Raw genomic sequence first — 17,943 nt, 5'->3', positions numbered from 1 at the left:
GGCTTCCCGGATACCAAAGTACTCAAACCCGAACACTTCCTGGCCCACAAGGAGCTGCTGAGAGACGCAGACTGGGTTCTGTTCCCGGAATACTGGCAGTTGAACGCCCTGGTTCATGGTTTGAAATGCCGGGTGTTTCCCAGCGTTGCCAGTTATCGCATCGGCCACGACAAAGTGGAGATGACCCGTGCTTTCCAGGTGGTGGCTCCGGAGCACACGCCATGGACATTGATCGAGGCCAACGGCCCCGAGGAACAACAGGCGGTGTGGGATGCCATGGTGCTGCCGTTTGTGGCCAAGTTACCGAAGGCGAGCATGGGCGAAGGGGTCTGGCTGATCGAGAACCGGACCGGCGCCGCTGTGGCCGGTTGCGGTATAGTCCGGATCAGGCCCTGACGTCAACGGTGGTGCCAACCTGCTCGGATGGATTGGCGCCAGTGGTGGCCACTGCGGTTTCAGTCACGCCTTCCAGCAGTTGCATGGCGCCCTGCTGGGCCATGTCCTGGGATTGTTTCATGACCGCAATCTGCGCCTGTTCCCGGACGTTCTGCTGACTCATCTGGGTACTGCTGGCAGCCAGGGATGCAATGTCAGACATACAAACTCCAAGTGCATAGTGGATTTACCATTACCGTAGCATACCGAAACGGCCTTTCCAGCCCTGATTAGCAGACCGTAACAAAACTCCCTACAAATGCGACACGCCCGGGTTTTCGATGGCGGTCACCTATGGTTAGATGTGCTCATATCCGGGCTCTCGGAAAAGCCCGATGATCCCGCGAAATTACCGGGGAAATCCATCCATGACCGAGTCTGCCAACGCCATCATCGACCGCCAGTACAATGAACTGGTGGAAGGCTTTCCCTATGCCAGTGTCTACTACGCGGTAAAGGCCAACCCGGCCCCGCAGGTTCTGACCATGTTGCGGGACAAGGGTGCCAGCTTTGATATTGCGTCTGTGTATTAACTCGAGAAAGTCATGGCCCTGGGTGTAACTGGTGAGCGCATCAGCTACGGCAACACCATCAAGAAAGCCAGGGACATCCAATCCGGAGAAGGCGAAGACTGTGTTATTGCAGGTCCAACGTGCGACAGTGCCGACATTATGTATGAGCATCACAAATATCCATTGCCACTGATCCTGGCCATCGGCGATCGCATGTACTGGCTGTCCACCGGCGCCTATACCCCCCCCCACCCCGCGGCCAGGCACAGAGCTGACCAATAGCACCAGATAAAGGGTCAACCCTCGGGTTGGCCCGTTTGTCGTCTCAGGTCCAGAGTAAAGGCCAGCGGAAGCACCAGTAAGGCGTAGGCGATGATGAAGAATATGGCGAAGCGGGCATCACCGCTCCAGTCAGCGAGTAACCCTCCAACCATGGGAACCGAAAACGCCAGAGTGTAACCGACCAGAAAGTTACCTGCTGACAGTCGGCCGGTATCTCGCGATTCCACCAATACAGGTGGTAATGCCACCAGCAAGATCAGCAGCATGCCTGCTGTAAGACTCATAAATGTCGCACTGGCGATGGCCCACCAGCCGGTTAAAAACAGTGTTCCAACTGTGCCAATAATGCTACAGCTGGCGGTCACGATGATGGGAAATTTCCGGCCCATCCAGTATCTGGCCATTTTCAGCATTACCAGGGATGCGATCACCTGGGCAAAGTTGTACCAGAACAGGGCATCCGCCAGCATTTCAAAGTTGCCCTGCTGTTCCAGAAGATTGCCCATATAGGCGTTCAGGCCGAAGAACATGGAGCCTGACAAACCCAGAAGCAGGCCGATTCTCAGCGTCAGGGGGTTTTTCCAGTCAGGCAGCCATGAAGGTTTTCGTACCGGCCGTGACATTTCACGGCGGGGCAGGAACAGCGCCGCGGCTACCAGTAAGCCGGGCAGGGACCAGGCCAGCAGGGTGGCTCGCCAGCTATCATCCATCAATGGCATCAGTAACGGCAGGGTGATGCCTGCGCCGATGAATTCGCCCATCAGCATGCCATTCATGTAAATGGCCGAACCAATGGCCAGGTGGTGGGGTTCCAGCCACCTCGGTAACAAAGCAGGCAGGGAGGGCTGCATCATTGCAATCCCCAGGCCCATGACAGCACTGGTCAGCATCAGGGTGATGGTGTCCGGCGAGAGGCCGCGGCCGGCGGAGCCGATGACCATGATCACCATGGCCAGGGCCAGGGTGTTCCGTGGGCCCAGTCGTGCGATGGCCAGGGAGCCTGGCATGGAGCCGACGGCCAGCATCAGTATGGGCAGGGTGGTGAGTGCGCCTGTCAGGGCCTGGGACAGGCCAAGTTCGTCGCTGATAAACGGTGCCAGGGGCGGCGCCACCAGTACCGGTATGCGCAGATAAACACCGGCCAGCCAAAGCAACACCGCCACCGGGAGCAGCTTTGCTGCCGGTGGCGGTGTTGTGGTCTCTGGTGCTTCAGCCACTGGGGCCGGGCTTAGTTGTCGCCGGTGTCCGGGAGGTAGGCACCGTCTTCGTCGTGAACTTCACGGCCGGTAACCGGCGGGTTGAAGGCGCAGATCAGGCGCATGTCTTCGGTGCCGCCACGGAGGGTATGGGGGTCGTTCTTGTCCAGAGCGTAGAGGGTTCCGTCACTGATTTCGTGGGTTTCCCCGGTTGTCTTGTCGTAGATGCTGCCGTTGCCGGCCACGCAATAGACGGCTTCGAGGTGATGCTTGTACCAGAGGTTCAGCTCGGCACCTGCAGGGATGATGGTCTCGTGGAATGAAAAGCCCATGCCATCTTTCTTGAGCAGCATGCGGCGGCTGGTCCAGCCCGGCCCGCTGACTTCACGTTCGGTGCCGATGATGTCCTGAACTCGTACAATTTTCATATTTATCCCTCATTATTTGGTGGAGCAGTCCTTCAGTATACACGTCCCGGTCAAGTTCGGTTCAACCGCCAATCGTCGTAAGCACCCATGGCCTGTTCGATGGCCGCCGTTAGTGCCATTCGGGTTTTGTCGTCCAGGGCGCGCTGTTTACGGCAGCGTTCGAGGGCTCGGTGGATGATCTGGCGGTTGGCCCGGTCCAGGTGCTCGAGCCAGTGATTGTCAGCCGGTGCCAGGTCCAGCAGTTCGCGTCCGGCGTGATTGCGGTGGCTGATATGCCACCAGTGATTTATTGCCCTTCCCAATACGACATAGCCGAACTGGCTGTCCTGTACTGGCCCGAACGTGGCCGTTCTGAGGCCGTTGGTCAGCACTCCTGTGTTGAGCACCGGCAAAGTCAGTCGGTCACCGTAGAAATAGCTCCCCGCGGCACCGATTAATCCGCCGACCAACGCACCGGCACCCAGTGAATGGCCCAGTGCCACTGCATCCACGCCGGCCCCACCTACGGCTCCGGCCCCGAATCCGGCCGTTGCCAGGTAGCGCCTGTTAACGCCCCAGGCCTTGCGGCTGTCCTCGCTGAACAGGTCGTGCTCGCTGTGCCACTCCAGCTCGGCCTCCTGACGTTCCACGCGGTGGTGCTCATAAAGTCTTTCAATGGCGATTCGCAGGTGCTGTTCCCGTTTCCGCTGGTTGTCATACCAGCTGGTTCGCAGCTGTCGGGCAAGCTCTTCGTCAGACAGTTCGCTGGTCTGTAGGCTGGTCAGGGTCCGCTTCTCGCGAAACGACATCATGTCTTCCAGAGTACGAGCGATCAGCGCGGCTGCCTGGGCCCGGCGTTGGCGGCGCTGGGCCTGGAGAAAGGCCGTTGCCTGCTCAAGAGGCTGCTCCCACTCCGGCTCCAGTTGGCCAAATGCCCGTAAGAGGCTCAGATGTTGTTCGAACGGTGCGCTAACGGCATTGAATTTGCGCACGACCTGGAAAAACTGGCCAAGCGCTTGTGCCCAGGTGTCGCTGTAGTCGTCATCACCAATGCTGTTGATCAGCGCCAGGCTTGGCCGACCGGTCCATCGCAGGATCGTCATTTCAGCCTCGTGCTGAGCGCTGTAGGGTACCGAGCCATCAACCACGTAAATGATTCCTGCGCCTTCGGTCAGCGGTGTCAGCAGCTCACACTCATCGGTGAATCCGTTGTCGCCACGATGCTGGACAATAAACGCCTGCACGGTTTCCGCCCGGTCCGAGGCGGCGATGCTGTGGGCTTCCAGCCATTCCAGTGCCCGGCGGGGGCGCTGGAAACCCGGAGTGTCCACCAGGGTGTAAAGGGTTTTGCCATCGACCGTTAGCGGGTATTCCTGACGCTGGCGGGTCGTTCCCGGTTCCAGGGCAATGGCGATGGCATCGTTCTGGGACAGGGTGGCCACGATGCTGGATTTTCCCTTGTTGGGATGGCCAACCACGGCAAATACGGGTGCGGTCATGGTCGGTGCTCGTCCTGAAGTGCACGGTGAATGCGGGCTTCTGGTGACGCCATGTCCGGCGTGCTGACAACGATCCGGCTGTCTCCGGTTCTGTCAGCAAATCGCAGCCACTGGTTTACCTGATGGTGCGGAGGCAGCTGTTCCGGCTCCGCCGCCATGGGTACCAGGGCGATGAGCGTGGTGGGTGGCCAGGATGCCCGGGCTTCGCGCAGGAAATCTGCCAGCTCACCGGTAGGCGGTTCCCAACTGCGGGTGACGATCAGAGCCGCGGGGCTGGGGTTGGCTGCAAGCACTTGCCGGGCGTTCTGGATCACATGATTGTCATGCTCCAGAGAGACGTTTCCTCCTGCCGCAAGAATGCTGCTGTAGCCGGTTGCCAGGGTGTCAGGAAGTTCGGGTTCGCCAGCGCCGGCCCAGCAGATCAGGACCTGTCCGGCAGGCAGTGGTTGTGGTTGCCCGGCGGTGTTGGTATCCGGCTGGTCGGCCGCATCGTTATGAAGGTTTCCGGTATCCAGTGCCGGGGTTTCCATGCGGTACTGCAGGGCGATCATGCCAGGGTGTCGGGCCAGTTCCCTGCGCGCCCTCATGCCGGTATGAATGCTTGCCAGCATCAGCAGCACCAGACGCGGCAATATGACATAGGTGACCCAGATCATCGCGACGAATGGCCACCAACGTCCCCAGAGCGCGGGGTCCTGGGCGTTCTCAGCGCCACTGCGGAAGAAGCGTGTGGCATCCACCAGTTCCCTGTCGGGAAACGCCGCAGGCCAGAGGTTCTGCCATGGCGTGGCGAGTGTTGCCAGTAGTTGGTAATAGCTGCCGGATCCGGTATCGAGGGTGGTGCTCCAGCCAAAGGCAAGATCCTGGACGACCACAAGCACCAGCAGGGTGAGCAATCCGGCCAGGCCAAGCATCAGCCCGCCGGTATGCGCGGCGCGGGCCATCAGCATGGGTTGCAGGGGACGCAGCGGGCCGGCGGAACTGCTTCTGTCCAGTTTTCTCAGCAGCCACTGCCAGGGTTGCCAGCCGGCAAAGGCCTGTACTGTGGTGATCGCGGCAAGCAGGCACTGGAGCATGACGAACGCCAGAATGACCGTCAGGTTGATTCTCTGGCCACCGTCGTAGAACAGCAGGCCCAGCATTGCCATAAACCCCGTCATCAGGCCCACAAGTGCGAAGCCCGTGGTCAGTTGCCGCCAGCGGCGCAAGGGGTTTCTGGTGGGTAAGGGCGGGCGCAGTCGACGGACATGCTCAAGCCACAGTTCCGGGGCGGGCGACAGACCTCTGTCACGGCAGTCCAGGGCAAAACGGCGATCCCTTCGATGGAGGAAGGCGGGCGACTGGTCGCTGTCGCGCTGAACCTGGCTGTCAAACTCCAGTAATCGTCGAATGGCGCTGTCCTGCATTGATTATCCTGGTGAACTGCGGGTGAGAGCCTTGCTGGAATGCTAGGATAAGGGTACCCCATAATCCGGTGCCAGACACAACATGACCAACCATCTGATGAACCTGCGTCACGTTCCCGACGACGAAGCGGATGAAATCCGTGAGCTGTTTGAAGCGCACGACGTGCCCTACTATGAAACCCCGCCCAGCCGCTGGGGGATCAGCATGGGTGGATTCTGGGTCCACGATGACGACGAGGCCCGGCGCGCCAGGGAACTGCTGGATAACTATCAACGGGAGCGTTTGCAGCGCCAGCGTGAAGCCTACAAGGCGGATCTGGCTGAAGGAAGAACAGGGGGCTTCTGGCATCGGTTGCGCCACAGGCCGGTCACCACGTTTGCTGCCTGCCTTGCCATTCTGGTTATTCTGGCGCTGAGCGTAGCCCCTTTCGTCACCCTCTAGCTGCTGGCTAATTGCTGGCCTGGCGCTCTTCCCCGGCGGGTCGGGCGTGCCGGAGCAGAAAGTCGGTGGCCTTTTCAACCGCATTGCCGGCGGTGAGAAAGCTGGTGACATGGCCGCGCAGATGCATCAGGTACAGTTCACTCTCGACACCATGTTCCGTCAGTAGCGCCCGAAACGCCTCTGGCTGGCGGGCAGGTACCAGCATGTCCTGGGCGCCATGGAACAGGAAAAAAGGCGGTGCGCCGGCGGTGATGTGGGTAATGGGTGATGCGGCCTCATAGACGCCGGGAATATCGTCCTGTTCACCACCAAGAAACTGGCGGATCAGTTTTCCCGAACCGAACGCACGGAGATCTCCCGGCAGCCCACCGGCCACAACGGCTACCGGCCTGGCGTACTTTCCTCCATGGGGCTGGTTTAACGGATGCCGTGATTCGGCGACAAGGGCCATCAGGCTGACCAGATGCGCGCCCGAGGAAAATCCGAAGGCACTGATGGCATCCCGGTCCAGATTGTAGCTATCGGCCTGGTTGTGAAGCCAGTTCATGGCTATCTGAAGATCGTATAGCTGGGCCGGAAATAAATGCTCCGGCGCAAACCGGTAGTCGATGTTCATCACCGCGAAACCCCGGCTGGCAAGGTGCTCGGCAATCCACGTCATATCCTCCCGCGAACGTCGCTCCCAGCCACCGCCGTGGACGAGAAGTACGGCCGGTAAAGGCTCATCTGTCTGCGGAAGATAGATATCGGCCTGCAGGGTCTGGGGCCAGCCATCGGGCGAGAAGGTAATGTCGGTTTGGGTGCTGAAGCCGGTTTCCGGTACCTGCGCTGCATCTGCCGGTGCATTCTGGTGAGAGGCACAGGCAGTCAGCAGAACGCTGGCGAACAGGGCCAGCAGTCGTGAGGGGTGCATCGGTTCTCCGTTGTGTGATCCGGTACGGCAAGTAATACGCCGGAATTGCGCCTGTGGATGCACGGCGCTTTTCACAGGCGCAACGGCTCAATGGTGGAGAGTGTCCGGTAGGCGAGACACTGTCTGGATATCCCTACACTTGTCCCTGCGGCTCTGGGCACAGCCATGGTGCCGCTTTTCTTGCTTGTTTCGGGTTCAGACTGTCCGGCAATCCGGAAATCTGTGTCCCATACCTTCCATGGTCTCCAATTATCTACAAAGTATCAAAGACTTGCTTTATTGGCACACGATACGCATGGGTTTTTCGTAGTGGCCGGAGTTTATGAGGAGTGCCGGATTCCGGACTGAATCCCGTTTGCCCCGCTTGCGGGGCACCCATATACTTTAACGATCGCTGCACGGTCCTGGCCGGGTAGTGACAGGGTATGACCATGCAAGACACTCTTCCCGGCGGTAATCAGTTCATGACACAGCTTTTCACCAAGAATAACAAAAGCGGGCTGACGAGGGACCTGATTGAAGCTCTGTTTCCCATGTTCGAGGAAGCCAGTGCGGGGGCCATTGCTGTCGACCACGAAAGCCGTATTACCTGGATTAACAGCAGCTACTCCCACCTGTTGGGCCTGGGTGATCCCAAGGACGTCATTGGCAAGCCGGTGCGCCACGTTATCCCCCAGACCCGGATGCCGGAGGTGGTGGAATCCGGCAAGCCTTTGCTGCTCGACATTATGGAGCACAACAGACAGCAACTGGTGGTTACCCGTTTGCCCTTCTATGACGATGATGGGCGAATCATGGGGGCGGTTGCTTTTGTTCTTTACGACGACCTGCAACCGTTGACGCCGCTGGTGGCCAAATATCGTCGTCTGCATCAGGACCTGGCCGCTGCCCGCCAGGCGTTGGCGAAAAAGAGCCGTGGAACCCGTTACAACCTGGCTGACTTTGTCGGAGCCAGCCCCGCGGCACTGGAGGTCAAGCGTCGTGCGCGGCTCGCGGCCGGACGTGACATGCCGGTGTTGTTATTGGGGGAGACAGGCACCGGCAAGGAAGTGTTGGCGCAGGCCATTCACTCCGTCTCCATCCGCGCAGAGAAGCCGTTTGTAGGTGTGAACGTTGCCGCCATTCCCGACAATCTGCTGGAAGCCGAGTTTTTCGGTGTCGCGCCAGGAGCTTATACTGGCGCGGATCGACGTACCCGAGAGGGCAAATTCCAGCTGGCCAACGGTGGCACCCTGTTCCTGGATGAAGTCGGAGATATGCCGCTGTCGCTACAGGCGAAATTGTTGCGGGCCCTGCAGGAGGGCGAAATTGAGCCCCTGGGGTCAAACAAGGTTGCGTCAGTGGATGTGCGTGTCATAGCCGCGACCAGTCGAAACCTGGAGGCGATGATCGCCGACGGTGAGTTCCGGTCGGACTTGTATTACCGACTGAATGTTCTGGAAATACCCATACCCCCGCTGAGGGACCGTCTGGCAGACCTGGGCGTGTTGTGTGAAGCCTTGCTGGGTGAGATCTGCGAAGGCCTGGAAATGAGAGGGGAAATCACAGACGCGGGTGTATCCGCACTGGGCAGTTATGATTGGCCCGGTAACATCCGTGAACTGCGTAATGTGCTGGAGCGGGCCCTGACCATGGGCGAAGATGGCGGGTTGCTGGACGCTGATGCCATTTTCAAGGTGTTGCCACGCAATGGTAACCGGGCGACCTCTTCATTGGTGCCCCAGCCAGTGCGTCGCCTTGCCAAAACCCTGGCTGATGCAGAGGCGCAGGCCATTGAGGAAGCACTGGTAGCAAGTCGGGGCAATCGAACCCGGGCGGCCAAGCTGCTGGGCATTTCGCGCTCTGTACTGTATGAAAAGCTTGCAAAAATGTCCTGATGTCCGGACACCTGTCTTGATATCCGTGCAAACCCCTACCACCTTTGTCTAAAACTGTCTTTTATTCCGGACACCTAACTATCCGGCGATATTGAACTAAACTTACAGAACGCTGATTTAATGAGGATTTCAGTCTCTGGCACAGTGTCTGCTTTATCAATCAGCGCAGGACGTCAGAATAACCGTGATAACAAAACTGGCGCACATGTTGGACCCACCAAGAAGTCCGTTTTGTTACCTGCGGTATCTGGCTGAACTTCAGACCAGGACTGTCGCGGTTGATTCCCGACAAGCCGAGCACAACAACAAGAAGGATCATCTTCATGTCGATCAAACACAAGATTTCGCGTCTGAGCTATGGCGTTGCTACGGCAGCGATCATTTCAGGCAGCATGATCAGCAGTAACGCAGTTGCAGCAGAAAAAATCCGCTGGCAGGTGCCATTGGCGTTTCCCTCTCACCTCGTCGGTCTGACCACGCCGGTCAAGCACCTATCTGAAAGTCTTAAGGCCATCTCTGGTGGCGATGTTCAGCTTCGTTACTATGAGCCGGGAGAACTGGTTCCCCCATTTGAAATCATGGACTCCGTCAGCGAAGGCAAGTACCCGGCAGGCTACACCTGGGTTGGCTACGATCAGGGAACCATTCCTGCGCTGCCTCTGTATTCCGGCGCTCCATTCAATATGGAACCTTCTGCCTATCTGGCCTGGTATTACGAGGGTGAAGGCAGAGATCTGCTGGAAGAAATCTATGACGAGCGCAACATTCACCCGATGCTGTGCAGCATTATCGGTCCGGAGGGCGCCGGTTGGTTTGCTGATCCTATCGAGAGCCTGGATGACTTTGACGGGTTGAAGATCCGCTTCGCCGGCATCGGTGGCAAGGTGCTCGAAGAACTGGGAGCGTCAGTCACCATGATTCCAGGTGGCGAACTCTATCAGTCCCTGGAACGGGGCACTATTGATGCAACCGAATTTTCGCAGCCGGCCATCGACAAGATGCTGGGCCTCGATCAGATCATCAAGAACTACATCATGCCGGGCTGGCACCAGACTCTGACTACGTCACACCTGCTGGTAAATAAGGACGTCTGGAACGACCTTGAGCCCGAGAGCCGTGCACTCATCGAGATGGGTTGCGAGTCGGCCACGCTGAAAGGCCTCGCAGAGAGCGAGTTTGCTCAGCCAACAGCTCTGCGTGACTACGAGAGCGAAGGCGTGAACGCCCAGACCCTGCCAGAGCCGGTTCTGCGTGAATTGGAAAAGGCCACCAACAAGGTGCTGGACGATATTGCCGAAGAAGATGAAATGTTCGCTCGTGTACTCGAGAGTCAGCGTGAGTTCATGGAACATCACTCTATCTGGCACAACCAGGGTTACCTGCCACGGGATTTCTACCAGTACGACTGATAGACGCCCCATTGTGTAATACAGGCACCGCTTTTGCGGTGCCTGCTATCCCTTCCCGTTTTTATCGAGGTTCCCGTGACTGATAAGCACGATACTCATGAGGTACCAGTACCCCAGCCGGCCACTGACCATCTGCCCTACAACCGTGTGTCCTGGAAACTGGACCGGTTTGTGGTTGCGGTTGGCAAGGCGAGTTCCTGGCTATGGATTGGTGTGCTGCTGGTAGTGCTGGCCAATGTTTTTGCCCGTTTTGTTTTGAATGCCGGCTCCGTAGCGTTGGAAGAGGCATCCTGGCACCTGTTTGGCGCCGCGATGATGCTGACGCTGGCCTATGCCGTGGTGCGCGACGATCACGTTCGCGTCGATGTACTTCATGAAAAATTTTCTTTGAAAACCCAAGCGGTGATCGAGTTTCTGGGCCTTGTGATACTGGCACTGCCGATCATCTACCTGATGATCGAGGTATTGATTCCATACGCTTACAAAGCCTATGAGCTGAATGAGCGCTCCCAGGCCCCCAGCGGTCTGCCTTACCGGTTCGTTTTCAAAAGTGTGTTGCCTGTGGCGATGATCCTTATCTGGGTGGCGATGTTTTCCCGCCTGCTTCGTTGCACAACGCTGTTGTTCCGCTTTCCGCGGGAAATTCAAATTCCTCGTGATGACCGCAATGGCGGCCATCCGATTCCCTGAGCAAGAGGCAAAGACGTCATGGGTTTGGAAGAAATTCTTGTAGCGGCCATGTTTGCCAGTTTTATGCTTCTGTTGCTGCTGGGCTTCCCGGTGGCCTGGTCGCTGGCCGGCATTGGCCTGGTGTTCGGGGTAACCGGCTTTGTTCTGGTGGAGTATTTCGACGCCGATATATGGTTTACCTGGAGCGGCACGATCGGAGCGCTGGACTCCCGTATTTACGGTATTGTCGCTAATGAGTTGATGGTGGCACTGCCACTTTTCATTTTCATGGGCATCATGCTGGACCGTTCCGGCATCGCCGAGAAACTGATGCACAGTCTGGTCCGGGTACTGGGTCCTCTGCGCGGTGGTTATGCCATTACCGTGGTCATTGTTGGCGTTCTGCTGGCGGCGTCTACCGGCATCGTCGGGGCTTCCGTAGTGCTGCTCGGCATGCTCTCCCTCGGGCCGATGATGCAGGCCAATTACAGCAAGTCACTGGCAGTTGGCACTGCATGTTCTGTCGGCACGCTGGGCATTCTGGTGCCGCCAAGCATCATGCTGGTACTGATGGCCGATCGGCTCGGCACCTCCGATGCATCGGTTGGCAAGCTGTTCATGGGCGCACTGATTCCCGGTGTCATGCTGGGTGTTATGTATATCCTGTATATACTGATTGCCTCCTGGATCAAGAAGGACCTGGCACCAGCACCGAAAAATCGCGAGCCTTTTACCGCAAGGGCATGGCTGGACGTGCTTCTCGCCGTGGTTCCGCCGCTGGCGCTGATCATGGCGGTGCTGGGGTCCATTTTCTTTGGCATTGCCACTACCACGGAAGCCTCTGCCGTTGGCGCTGCGGGCGCCCTGCTGATGGCTGTTGCCAGCCGGCGGCTTGACCTGGAAGTGCTCAAAGAGTCGCTTTACCAGACCAGCCGCACAACGGCCTTCATTTTCGGCATTTTTATCGGTGCCACGGTGTTTGCTGCCGTTTTGAGAGGCCTGGGCGGTGACGACGTCATCCGTGAAGCAATCAACAGCCTGCCCTTCGGCACCACCGGAGTTCTGCTGACTATCCTGTTCATTACCTTCTTGTTGGGCTTTTTCCTGGACTGGGTAGAGATCACGCTGATTATTCTTCCACTGGTCGCGCCGGTCATCTTCTCAATGGGTGTTGAACCTGTATGGTTTGCCATCATGTTTGCTATGTGCCTGCAGACATCGTTCCTGACTCCGCCAGTAGGTTTCTCACTGTTTTACATCAAGGGTGTATGCCCGCCGGGGATTACCACCCGCCACATCTATCTGGGCGTGTTGCCATTTATCGCGCTTCAGTTGCTGGGGCTGGCCCTGGTGTTCTGGTTTGAGCCACTGGCGACGTGGTTGCCGAATGAGGTTTATGGTGGTCCGTAACGTCAAACCGTGAGCAGCGCCCAGCACTGCTGTTTTCAATCTAGTTGATATCACAAAAAGGAGATGACGCCATGCGTCTCAAAGACCAAGTTGCGCTTATAACTGGTGCAGGCCGTGGAATCGGTCGGGCCATTGCGGAGCATTACGCCCGCGAGGGTGCCCGAGTGGCTGTTGCTGATCTTGACCTGGCAGGCGCCCAGGAGGTGGTTTACGCTATTGAGGCGGCCGGCGGAACTGCCATGGCACTGGCGATGGACGTTACAGACGAAAAGGCCGTGGATGACGGTGTAGCTGATATCGTTGAACGCTGGGGTGGATTGAATATTGCCCTGGCTAATGCCGGCATTCAGCATATAGACCCCATACACAAACTGTCCTTCAATAACTGGAACAAAGTGATGAGTGTGCATCTGGACGGTGCCTTTCTGGTCACCCGCGCTGCTTTGAATCAGATGTACGCTGGCGGCGGCGGCATCATGCTGTACATGGGCTCTGTCCATTCTCTTGAAGCCTCTCCGTTGAAGGCACCCTACGTGGCGGCCAAACACGGTATGCTGGGCCTGTGCCGGGCTGTCGCAAAAGAAGGGGCCGAGCACGGTGTTCGTAGCAACATCATCTGCCCGGGTTTTGTCCGAACTCCGCTGGTGGACAAGCAGATTCCGGAGCAGGCAAAAGAGCTCGGGATTTCCGAAGAGGAAGTGATCAGCAAGGTCATGCTGAAGAACACGGTGGACGGAGAGTTCACCACGCTGGAAGATGTATCGGAACTGGCGGTTCACCTGGCAGCCTTCCCCTCGGCGGCATTGACCGGCCAATCCATTGTGGTCAGCCACGGCTGGCATATGCAGTAAGTAGCAGGAGAGTCGGATGAGTAATACTGAACAATCACCGGTGGTCTGGTCTCCCTCTGAAGACACGCTGAAGAACAGCCAGATGGGCCGGTTCCAGGGCTGGCTTGAGCAACAGGGCTTTGGCCCGTTTGCCGATTACCACGCCCTGCACCAGTGGTCGATTGATAACCTTGAGACGTTCTGGCAGAAAGTCTGGGACTACTGTGGTCTGGTTTGCGATACCCCGGCCGACAGTGTGCTCGGCAAGCGTGATATGCCGGGTGCGGAATGGTTCCCCGGCATGAAACTGAATTTTGCCGCCAACCTGCTGCGGCTGGCCGATGGCGAACATGCCGACAGCGAAGCCGTTGTGGCCTATTGCGAAACCCGCCCGGTGCTGCGCCGCACCTATGCGCAGCTGAAAGCGGATACCGGTGCCCTGGAAGCTTTCCTGCGCGGAAAGGGCATCAGGCAGGGTGATCGCGTAGCCGGTGTGGTCACCAATGGCTATGAAGCCCTGGTGGGCATGCTGGCAGCGACCAGTCTGGGCGCTATCTGGAGCTCGGCTTCCCCGGATTTTGGCGTTGGCGCCATTCTTGATCGCTTTGGTCAGATCGAACCGGCGGCACTGATTGTGGTGAACGGTTATGGTTATGGCGGCAAGGTCTTCGACCGACGGGAGGATTTCGCCGGACTGATCGATGGTCTGCCAAGCCTGAAGTGTGTGGTCAGCATCGAACAGCTGCCGGGCGAGCCCGCTATCGCCGGTGACAAGGTTACCCACTGGGACGAGGCGCTTGCCGAAGGCCAGGGCAAGGCGCCCTCCTTCACCCCGCTGCCACCGGATCATCCGGTGTATATCCTCTATTCCTCTGGCACCACCGGCAAGCCCAAGTGCATCGTTCATGGCAACGCCGGCCTGCTGGTCAACCATGCCAAGGAACTGATGCTGCATGGTGATGTGGGCCCGGACGACCGCTTCCTGTATTTCACCACCTGTGGCTGGATGATGTGGAACTGGCAGGCTTCCGCCCTGCTGACCGGCGCTGCCGTGATCACCGTCGACGGTTCCCCCGGCTACCCGGACCTGAACCATCTGTGGCAGGTCGTCGCGGATGAGAAAGTCACCCACTACGGCACCAGTGCCCGCTTCATTGCCGGTTGTCGCAAAGCGAAACTGGCCCCAGCAAAAACACTCGACCTGAGTGCTCTGCGCGTAGTGTTCTCCACCGGCTCACCACTGTTGCCGGAAGACTACGACTGGGTCTACAGCGACGGTGCTCCGAACGTGCTGTTGGGCTCGATCGCCGGTGGCACAGACATCTGCGGCTGCTTCGTGGGTTCCACACCCCTGTTGCCGGTACGCCGTGGCGAAATCCAGTGCCGGTTCCTGGGCGTTGACGCCGTGGCTTACGACGATGACGGCAAACCCGTCACTGACGGCCGCGGTGAACTGGTCTGTCGCCAGCCTCTGCCGTCCATGCCGGTCAGCTTCTGGCAGGACCCGAATGGCGAACGCTATCACGATGCCTACTTCAACACCTTCCCGGGGGTCTGGGCCCACGGTGACTTCATCGAATTCACCGAGCACGGCGGCGCCGTTATCTATGGCCGCTCCGACGCCACGTTGAACCCCGGCGGGGTCCGTATAGGGACCGCCGAAATCTACCGCCAGGTGGAAACCATCACTGAAGTCAAAGACAGCCTGGTTGTCGGCCGCCAGATCGACGGCGATGTGGAAGTGGTTCTGTTGGTGGTACCGGCCGAAGGTGAAACCATGACCGGCGATCTCCAGAAAAACCTCAAAACCCGCATCCGCCAGGGCGCCAGCCCCCGCCACGTGCCAAAGCACATCATCGAAGTGCCGGATATTCCGTACACTCGGAGCGGCAAGAAGGTCGAGCTGGCGGTGGCGCGGCTGATCAATGGTTCATCCAAGGCTGATAACCGCGACGCATTGGCGAATCCCGAGGCGCTGGACCGGATTGGTGAGTGCCTTGCGGAGGTGGGGTTGTTGCCGAAGGGGTGAGTTCGCCTTTGGGCTGGTTGTCGGATTACGCCTTCGGCTAATCCGACGGTCGCGGTAGGCCCGCAGAGGGTATGCCGGCGCGATACTCCCAGTCACTCCCGAGCCAAAATGTCCGAAAGTTTCGTAAATTCCAGCCTTTTCATCGTCCTGTAACGTGTTTTGGCGCACTTTTAGTCGGTTCTTATACTAAGATCGTAACCAGAATTTTCAAAAAAATGCTATCTTAGGAGCCCTATCAAAAGTTCCCGAATCAGTCATTGCTCAGGTCGGGCGTTCAAAAGACACCTGACCCTGCCATGACCGTCCTGAACTCACCCATTAGCCTGAGGACGAAAATGACATCATCCAAAGCAAAGATCATCTACACCCTGACCGACGAGGCCCCCGCCCTCGCTACCCGGTCACTGCTTCCCATTCTTGAAACCTACGCCAAGCCGGCAGGCATCGAATTTGAAACCAGCGATATTTCCCTGGCAGCCCGTATTCTGGCGTTGTTTCCTGATTACCTGGACGAAGACCAGCGGGTTCCTGACGACCTGAAAGAACTGGGCGATTACACCAAGGACCCGGAAGCCAACATCATCAAGCTTCCCAACATCAGCGCGTCTATCCCCCAGTTGCGGGCAGCCATCAACGAGCTCAACGAGCAGGGCTACAAGGTTCCCGAGTACAAGGAAAATCCCGAGTCTGACGAAGAACAGGAAATTCAGGCCCGTTACTCGAAGGTGCTGGGCAGCGCCGTTAATCCGGTACTGCGGGAAGGCAACTCCGACCGTCGCGCTCCGACTGCGGTCAAAGCCTTTGCCCGCAAGCATCCCCATACCATGGGCGAGTGGAGCCCGGCGTCACGTACCCACGTGGCCCATATGCGTGGTGGCGACTTCTATTCCAACGAGCAGTCACTGACCCTGGACAAGGCCACCAACGCCCGCATCGTTTTTGAAAACGCCAAGGGTGAGCAGACGGTACTCAAGGGTGAGCTGCCGCTGCAGGAAGGCGAAGTTCTGGATGGCATGTTCATGAGCTGCAGGGCCCTGCGCAAGTTCTTCGAAGACTGCATCGAAGACTGCGAGAAGACCGGCGTGATGTTCTCCCTGCACGTCAAGGCCACCATGATGAAAATCTCCCACCCGATCGTATTCGGTCACGCGGTGAAGATTTTCTACAAGGAGCTGTTCGACAAGTACGGCGAGCTGTTCGACCAACTGGGTGTTAATCCCAACAACGGCTTGTCCAGCGTTACCGAGAAGATCAAGGAGCTACCGGAATCCAAACAGGAACAGATCCTCGAGGACCTGCATGCCTGCTACGAGCACCGTCCGGAAATTGCCATGGTGGACTCGGTGAAGGGCATCACCAACCTTCACGTGCCCAGCGACGTCATTGTTGACGCCTCCATGCCGGCGATGATCCGTAACTCCGGCAAAATGTGGGCGCGGGACAACAAGCTCAAGGACACCAAGGCGGTGATGCCGGAGAGCACCTACGCCACTATTTACCAGGAAGTGATCAACTTCTGTAAGACCCATGGCGCTTTTGATCCCACCACCATGGGCACCGTGCCAAACGTTGGCCTGATGGCGCAGAAGGCCGAAGAGTATGGCTCCCATGACAAGACCTTTGAAATCAAGGAAGACGGTATCGTTCGTGTAATCGCCGAAGACGGCACCGTGCTGACCGAGCATAAGGTCGAGAAGGGTGATATCTGGCGCGCCTGCCAGACCAAGGACCTGCCGATCCGCGACTGGGTCAAGCTGGCGGTGAACCGCGCCCGTGCCACTGGCATGCCGGCCCTGTTCTGGCTGGACGACGAGCGTCCCCACGACGCCCAGCTGATCAAGAAAGTGGAAATGTATCTGAAGGAACACGATACCGACGGCCTGGAAATTCTGATCAAGTCCCCGGTACGCGCTATCCGCTGGACCATGGAGCGACTGATCCGCGGGCTGGACACCATCTCCGTCACCGGTAACGTGCTGCGGGACTACCTCACTGACCTGTTCCCGATTCTGGAACTGGGCACCAGTGCCAAGATGCTTTCCATCGTACCGCTGCTGAATGGCGGTGGTCTGTATGAAACCGGTGCTGGCGGTTCTGCGCCCAAGCACGTTCAGCAGCTGCTTCAGGAAAACCATCTGCGCTGGGATTCGCTGGGTGAGTTCCTGGCAACAGCCGTCTCCCTGGAAGAACTGGGCGAGAAACAGAGCAACGAGCGTGCCCGCCTGCTGGGCCTGACCCTGGACAAGGCCACCGAGCGCCTGCTGGAGAACAACCAGTCGCCCTCCCGTAACACCGGTGAGCTGGACAACCGCGGCAGCCACTTCCATCTGGCCCGTTACTGGGCGGAAGAACTGTCAAAGCAGGACGGCGACAAGGATCTGAAAACCTTCTTCGAGCAGCTGTCGAAGCAGCTCGAAGAGAACAAGGACAAGATCCTGGAAGAGATGAGCGTGATTCAGGGCCATCCGACAGACATCGGTGGTTACTACCATCCGCCTGCGGAAAAGGTCTGCAAGATCATGCAGCCTAGCGAGACCTTCAACAGGATCCTGGCAGACGCCCGTGCATCCGTGAAGTGATCCCAATCCAGGCTGGCCGGGCGATAGCCTGGCCGGTCTGAACAGGAA

General features: G+C 58.2%; 14 protein-coding genes and 3 pseudogenes. 11 read left to right on the top strand and 6 right to left on the bottom strand.

All coding sequences use genetic code 11. The features are described 5' to 3' along the window. Positions 1-348, top strand: a pseudogene (locus ACESMB_RS07360) (hypothetical protein); the annotation flags it as partial. A gap of 37 nt (positions 349-385) precedes the next feature. Here the strand turns inward: ACESMB_RS07360 and ACESMB_RS07355 are convergent. After that, entirely contained in the window at positions 386-598 is a 213-nt protein-coding gene (locus tag ACESMB_RS07355) for a putative motility protein (protein ID WP_372971212.1), read from the bottom strand. Positions 599-803: 205 nt separating this feature from the next. Here ACESMB_RS07355 and ACESMB_RS07350 point away from each other — a divergent pair. Next, a pseudogene (locus ACESMB_RS07350) lies at positions 804-1,049 on the top strand (type III PLP-dependent enzyme); the annotation flags it as partial. After that, positions 1,047-1,229 (top strand): annotated as a pseudogene (locus ACESMB_RS07345) (hypothetical protein); the annotation flags it as partial. The pseudogenes ACESMB_RS07350 and ACESMB_RS07345, both read left to right, overlap by 3 nt. Before the next feature lie 14 nt (positions 1,230-1,243). Here ACESMB_RS07345 and ACESMB_RS07340 read toward each other — a convergent pair. Genes ACESMB_RS07340 through ACESMB_RS07325 form a run of 4 tightly spaced genes read right to left on the bottom strand, consistent with a single transcriptional unit; the run spans position 1,244 to position 5,737 of the window. Beyond that, a complete protein-coding gene (locus ACESMB_RS07340) occupies positions 1,244-2,446 on the bottom strand; it encodes a CynX/NimT family MFS transporter (RefSeq protein ID WP_372925829.1) in 1,203 nt (400 codons plus the stop codon). A gap of 11 nt (positions 2,447-2,457) precedes the next feature. Continuing rightward, a complete protein-coding gene (locus ACESMB_RS07335; RefSeq protein ID WP_372971211.1) occupies positions 2,458-2,853 on the bottom strand; it encodes an ectoine synthase in 396 nt (131 codons plus the stop codon). A gap of 50 nt (positions 2,854-2,903) precedes the next feature. Beyond that, a complete protein-coding gene (locus ACESMB_RS07330) occupies positions 2,904-4,331 on the bottom strand; it encodes a GTPase/DUF3482 domain-containing protein (RefSeq protein WP_372925828.1) in 1,428 nt (475 codons plus the stop codon). Next, positions 4,328-5,737, bottom strand: coding sequence for a DUF2868 domain-containing protein (locus ACESMB_RS07325; RefSeq protein WP_372925827.1), 1,410 nt, complete (start codon positions 5,735-5,737; stop codon positions 4,328-4,330). Before ACESMB_RS07325 ends, ACESMB_RS07330 begins: the two co-directional genes overlap by 4 nt. Before the next feature lie 82 nt (positions 5,738-5,819). Here ACESMB_RS07325 and ACESMB_RS07320 point away from each other — a divergent pair, with 82 nt between their 5' ends. Continuing rightward, positions 5,820-6,179, top strand: coding sequence for a DUF6164 family protein (locus ACESMB_RS07320; protein WP_372925826.1), 360 nt, complete (start codon positions 5,820-5,822; stop codon positions 6,177-6,179). 7 nt (positions 6,180-6,186) lie between these two features. On the opposite strand, the gene ACESMB_RS07315 is transcribed toward ACESMB_RS07320, so the two are convergent. Further along, the gene (locus ACESMB_RS07315) at positions 6,187-7,092 is read right to left on the bottom strand and encodes an alpha/beta hydrolase fold domain-containing protein (protein ID WP_372925825.1); all 906 of its coding nucleotides are present in this window, start codon (positions 7,090-7,092) and stop codon (positions 6,187-6,189) included. Between the two features lie 464 nt (positions 7,093-7,556). On the opposite strand from ACESMB_RS07315, the gene ACESMB_RS07310 reads away from it, so the two are divergent. From ACESMB_RS07310 to ACESMB_RS07280, 7 genes are all read left to right on the top strand, one after another. Continuing rightward, entirely contained in the window at positions 7,557-8,969 is a 1,413-nt protein-coding gene (locus ACESMB_RS07310; protein WP_372925831.1) for a sigma-54 interaction domain-containing protein, read from the top strand. A 323-nt stretch (positions 8,970-9,292) separates the two neighbouring features. After that, positions 9,293-10,378 (top strand): TRAP transporter substrate-binding protein, encoded by a 1,086-nt coding sequence (locus tag ACESMB_RS07305; RefSeq protein ID WP_372925824.1) that lies wholly within the window; start codon positions 9,293-9,295, stop codon positions 10,376-10,378. A gap of 75 nt (positions 10,379-10,453) precedes the next feature. Further along, positions 10,454-11,068 carry a TRAP transporter small permease subunit gene (locus ACESMB_RS07300; RefSeq protein WP_372925823.1) on the top strand — a complete coding sequence of 205 codons (615 nt, stop codon included), beginning with the start codon at positions 10,454-10,456 and terminating at the stop codon, positions 11,066-11,068. 18 nt (positions 11,069-11,086) lie between these two features. Beyond that, positions 11,087-12,457 (top strand): TRAP transporter large permease subunit, encoded by a 1,371-nt coding sequence (locus ACESMB_RS07295; RefSeq protein WP_372971210.1) that lies wholly within the window; start codon positions 11,087-11,089, stop codon positions 12,455-12,457. A 71-nt stretch (positions 12,458-12,528) separates the two neighbouring features. Continuing rightward, on the top strand, positions 12,529-13,308 hold the full coding sequence (locus tag ACESMB_RS07290) for a 3-hydroxybutyrate dehydrogenase (protein WP_372925821.1): 780 nt from the start codon (positions 12,529-12,531) through the stop codon (positions 13,306-13,308). Positions 13,309-13,324: 16 nt separating this feature from the next. Further along, positions 13,325-15,316: an acetoacetate--CoA ligase gene (locus ACESMB_RS07285; RefSeq protein ID WP_372925820.1), complete on the top strand. Its 1,992-nt coding sequence runs from the start codon at positions 13,325-13,327 to the stop codon at positions 15,314-15,316. Between the two features lie 335 nt (positions 15,317-15,651). After that, positions 15,652-17,895 (top strand): NADP-dependent isocitrate dehydrogenase, encoded by a 2,244-nt coding sequence (locus tag ACESMB_RS07280; RefSeq protein ID WP_372925819.1) that lies wholly within the window; start codon positions 15,652-15,654, stop codon positions 17,893-17,895. The last annotated feature ends 48 nt before the right edge of the window (positions 17,896-17,943 follow it).

The sequence above is a fragment of the Marinobacter sp. genome (genome assembly GCF_041686475.1).
Lineage (GTDB): Bacteria > Pseudomonadota > Gammaproteobacteria > Pseudomonadales > Oleiphilaceae > Marinobacter.
This window is presented reverse-complemented; position numbering and strand designations above follow the sequence as displayed.

What these genes read in the sequence shown, in the direction of transcription:
- ACESMB_RS07285 (WP_372925820.1), top strand. Translation starts at nt 13,325, where the DNA reads ATGAGTAATACTGAACAATCACCGGTGGTCTGGTCTCCCTCTGAAGAC.
- ACESMB_RS07325 (WP_372925827.1), bottom strand. Translation starts at nt 5,737, where the DNA reads ATGCAGGACAGCGCCATTCGACGATTACTGGAGTTTGACAGCCAGGTT.
- ACESMB_RS07355 (WP_372971212.1), bottom strand. Translation starts at nt 598, where the DNA reads ATGTCTGACATTGCATCCCTGGCTGCCAGCAGTACCCAGATGAGTCAG.
- ACESMB_RS07320 (WP_372925826.1), top strand. Translation starts at nt 5,820, where the DNA reads ATGACCAACCATCTGATGAACCTGCGTCACGTTCCCGACGACGAAGCG.
- ACESMB_RS07290 (WP_372925821.1), top strand. Translation starts at nt 12,529, where the DNA reads ATGCGTCTCAAAGACCAAGTTGCGCTTATAACTGGTGCAGGCCGTGGA.
- ACESMB_RS07315 (WP_372925825.1), bottom strand. Translation starts at nt 7,092, where the DNA reads ATGCACCCCTCACGACTGCTGGCCCTGTTCGCCAGCGTTCTGCTGACT.
- ACESMB_RS07295 (WP_372971210.1), top strand. Translation starts at nt 11,087, where the DNA reads ATGGGTTTGGAAGAAATTCTTGTAGCGGCCATGTTTGCCAGTTTTATG.
- ACESMB_RS07330 (WP_372925828.1), bottom strand. Translation starts at nt 4,331, where the DNA reads ATGACCGCACCCGTATTTGCCGTGGTTGGCCATCCCAACAAGGGAAAA.
- ACESMB_RS07280 (WP_372925819.1), top strand. Translation starts at nt 15,652, where the DNA reads ATGACATCATCCAAAGCAAAGATCATCTACACCCTGACCGACGAGGCC.
- ACESMB_RS07310 (WP_372925831.1), top strand. Translation starts at nt 7,557, where the DNA reads ATGACACAGCTTTTCACCAAGAATAACAAAAGCGGGCTGACGAGGGAC.
- ACESMB_RS07335 (WP_372971211.1), bottom strand. Translation starts at nt 2,853, where the DNA reads ATGAAAATTGTACGAGTTCAGGACATCATCGGCACCGAACGTGAAGTC.
- ACESMB_RS07305 (WP_372925824.1), top strand. Translation starts at nt 9,293, where the DNA reads ATGTCGATCAAACACAAGATTTCGCGTCTGAGCTATGGCGTTGCTACG.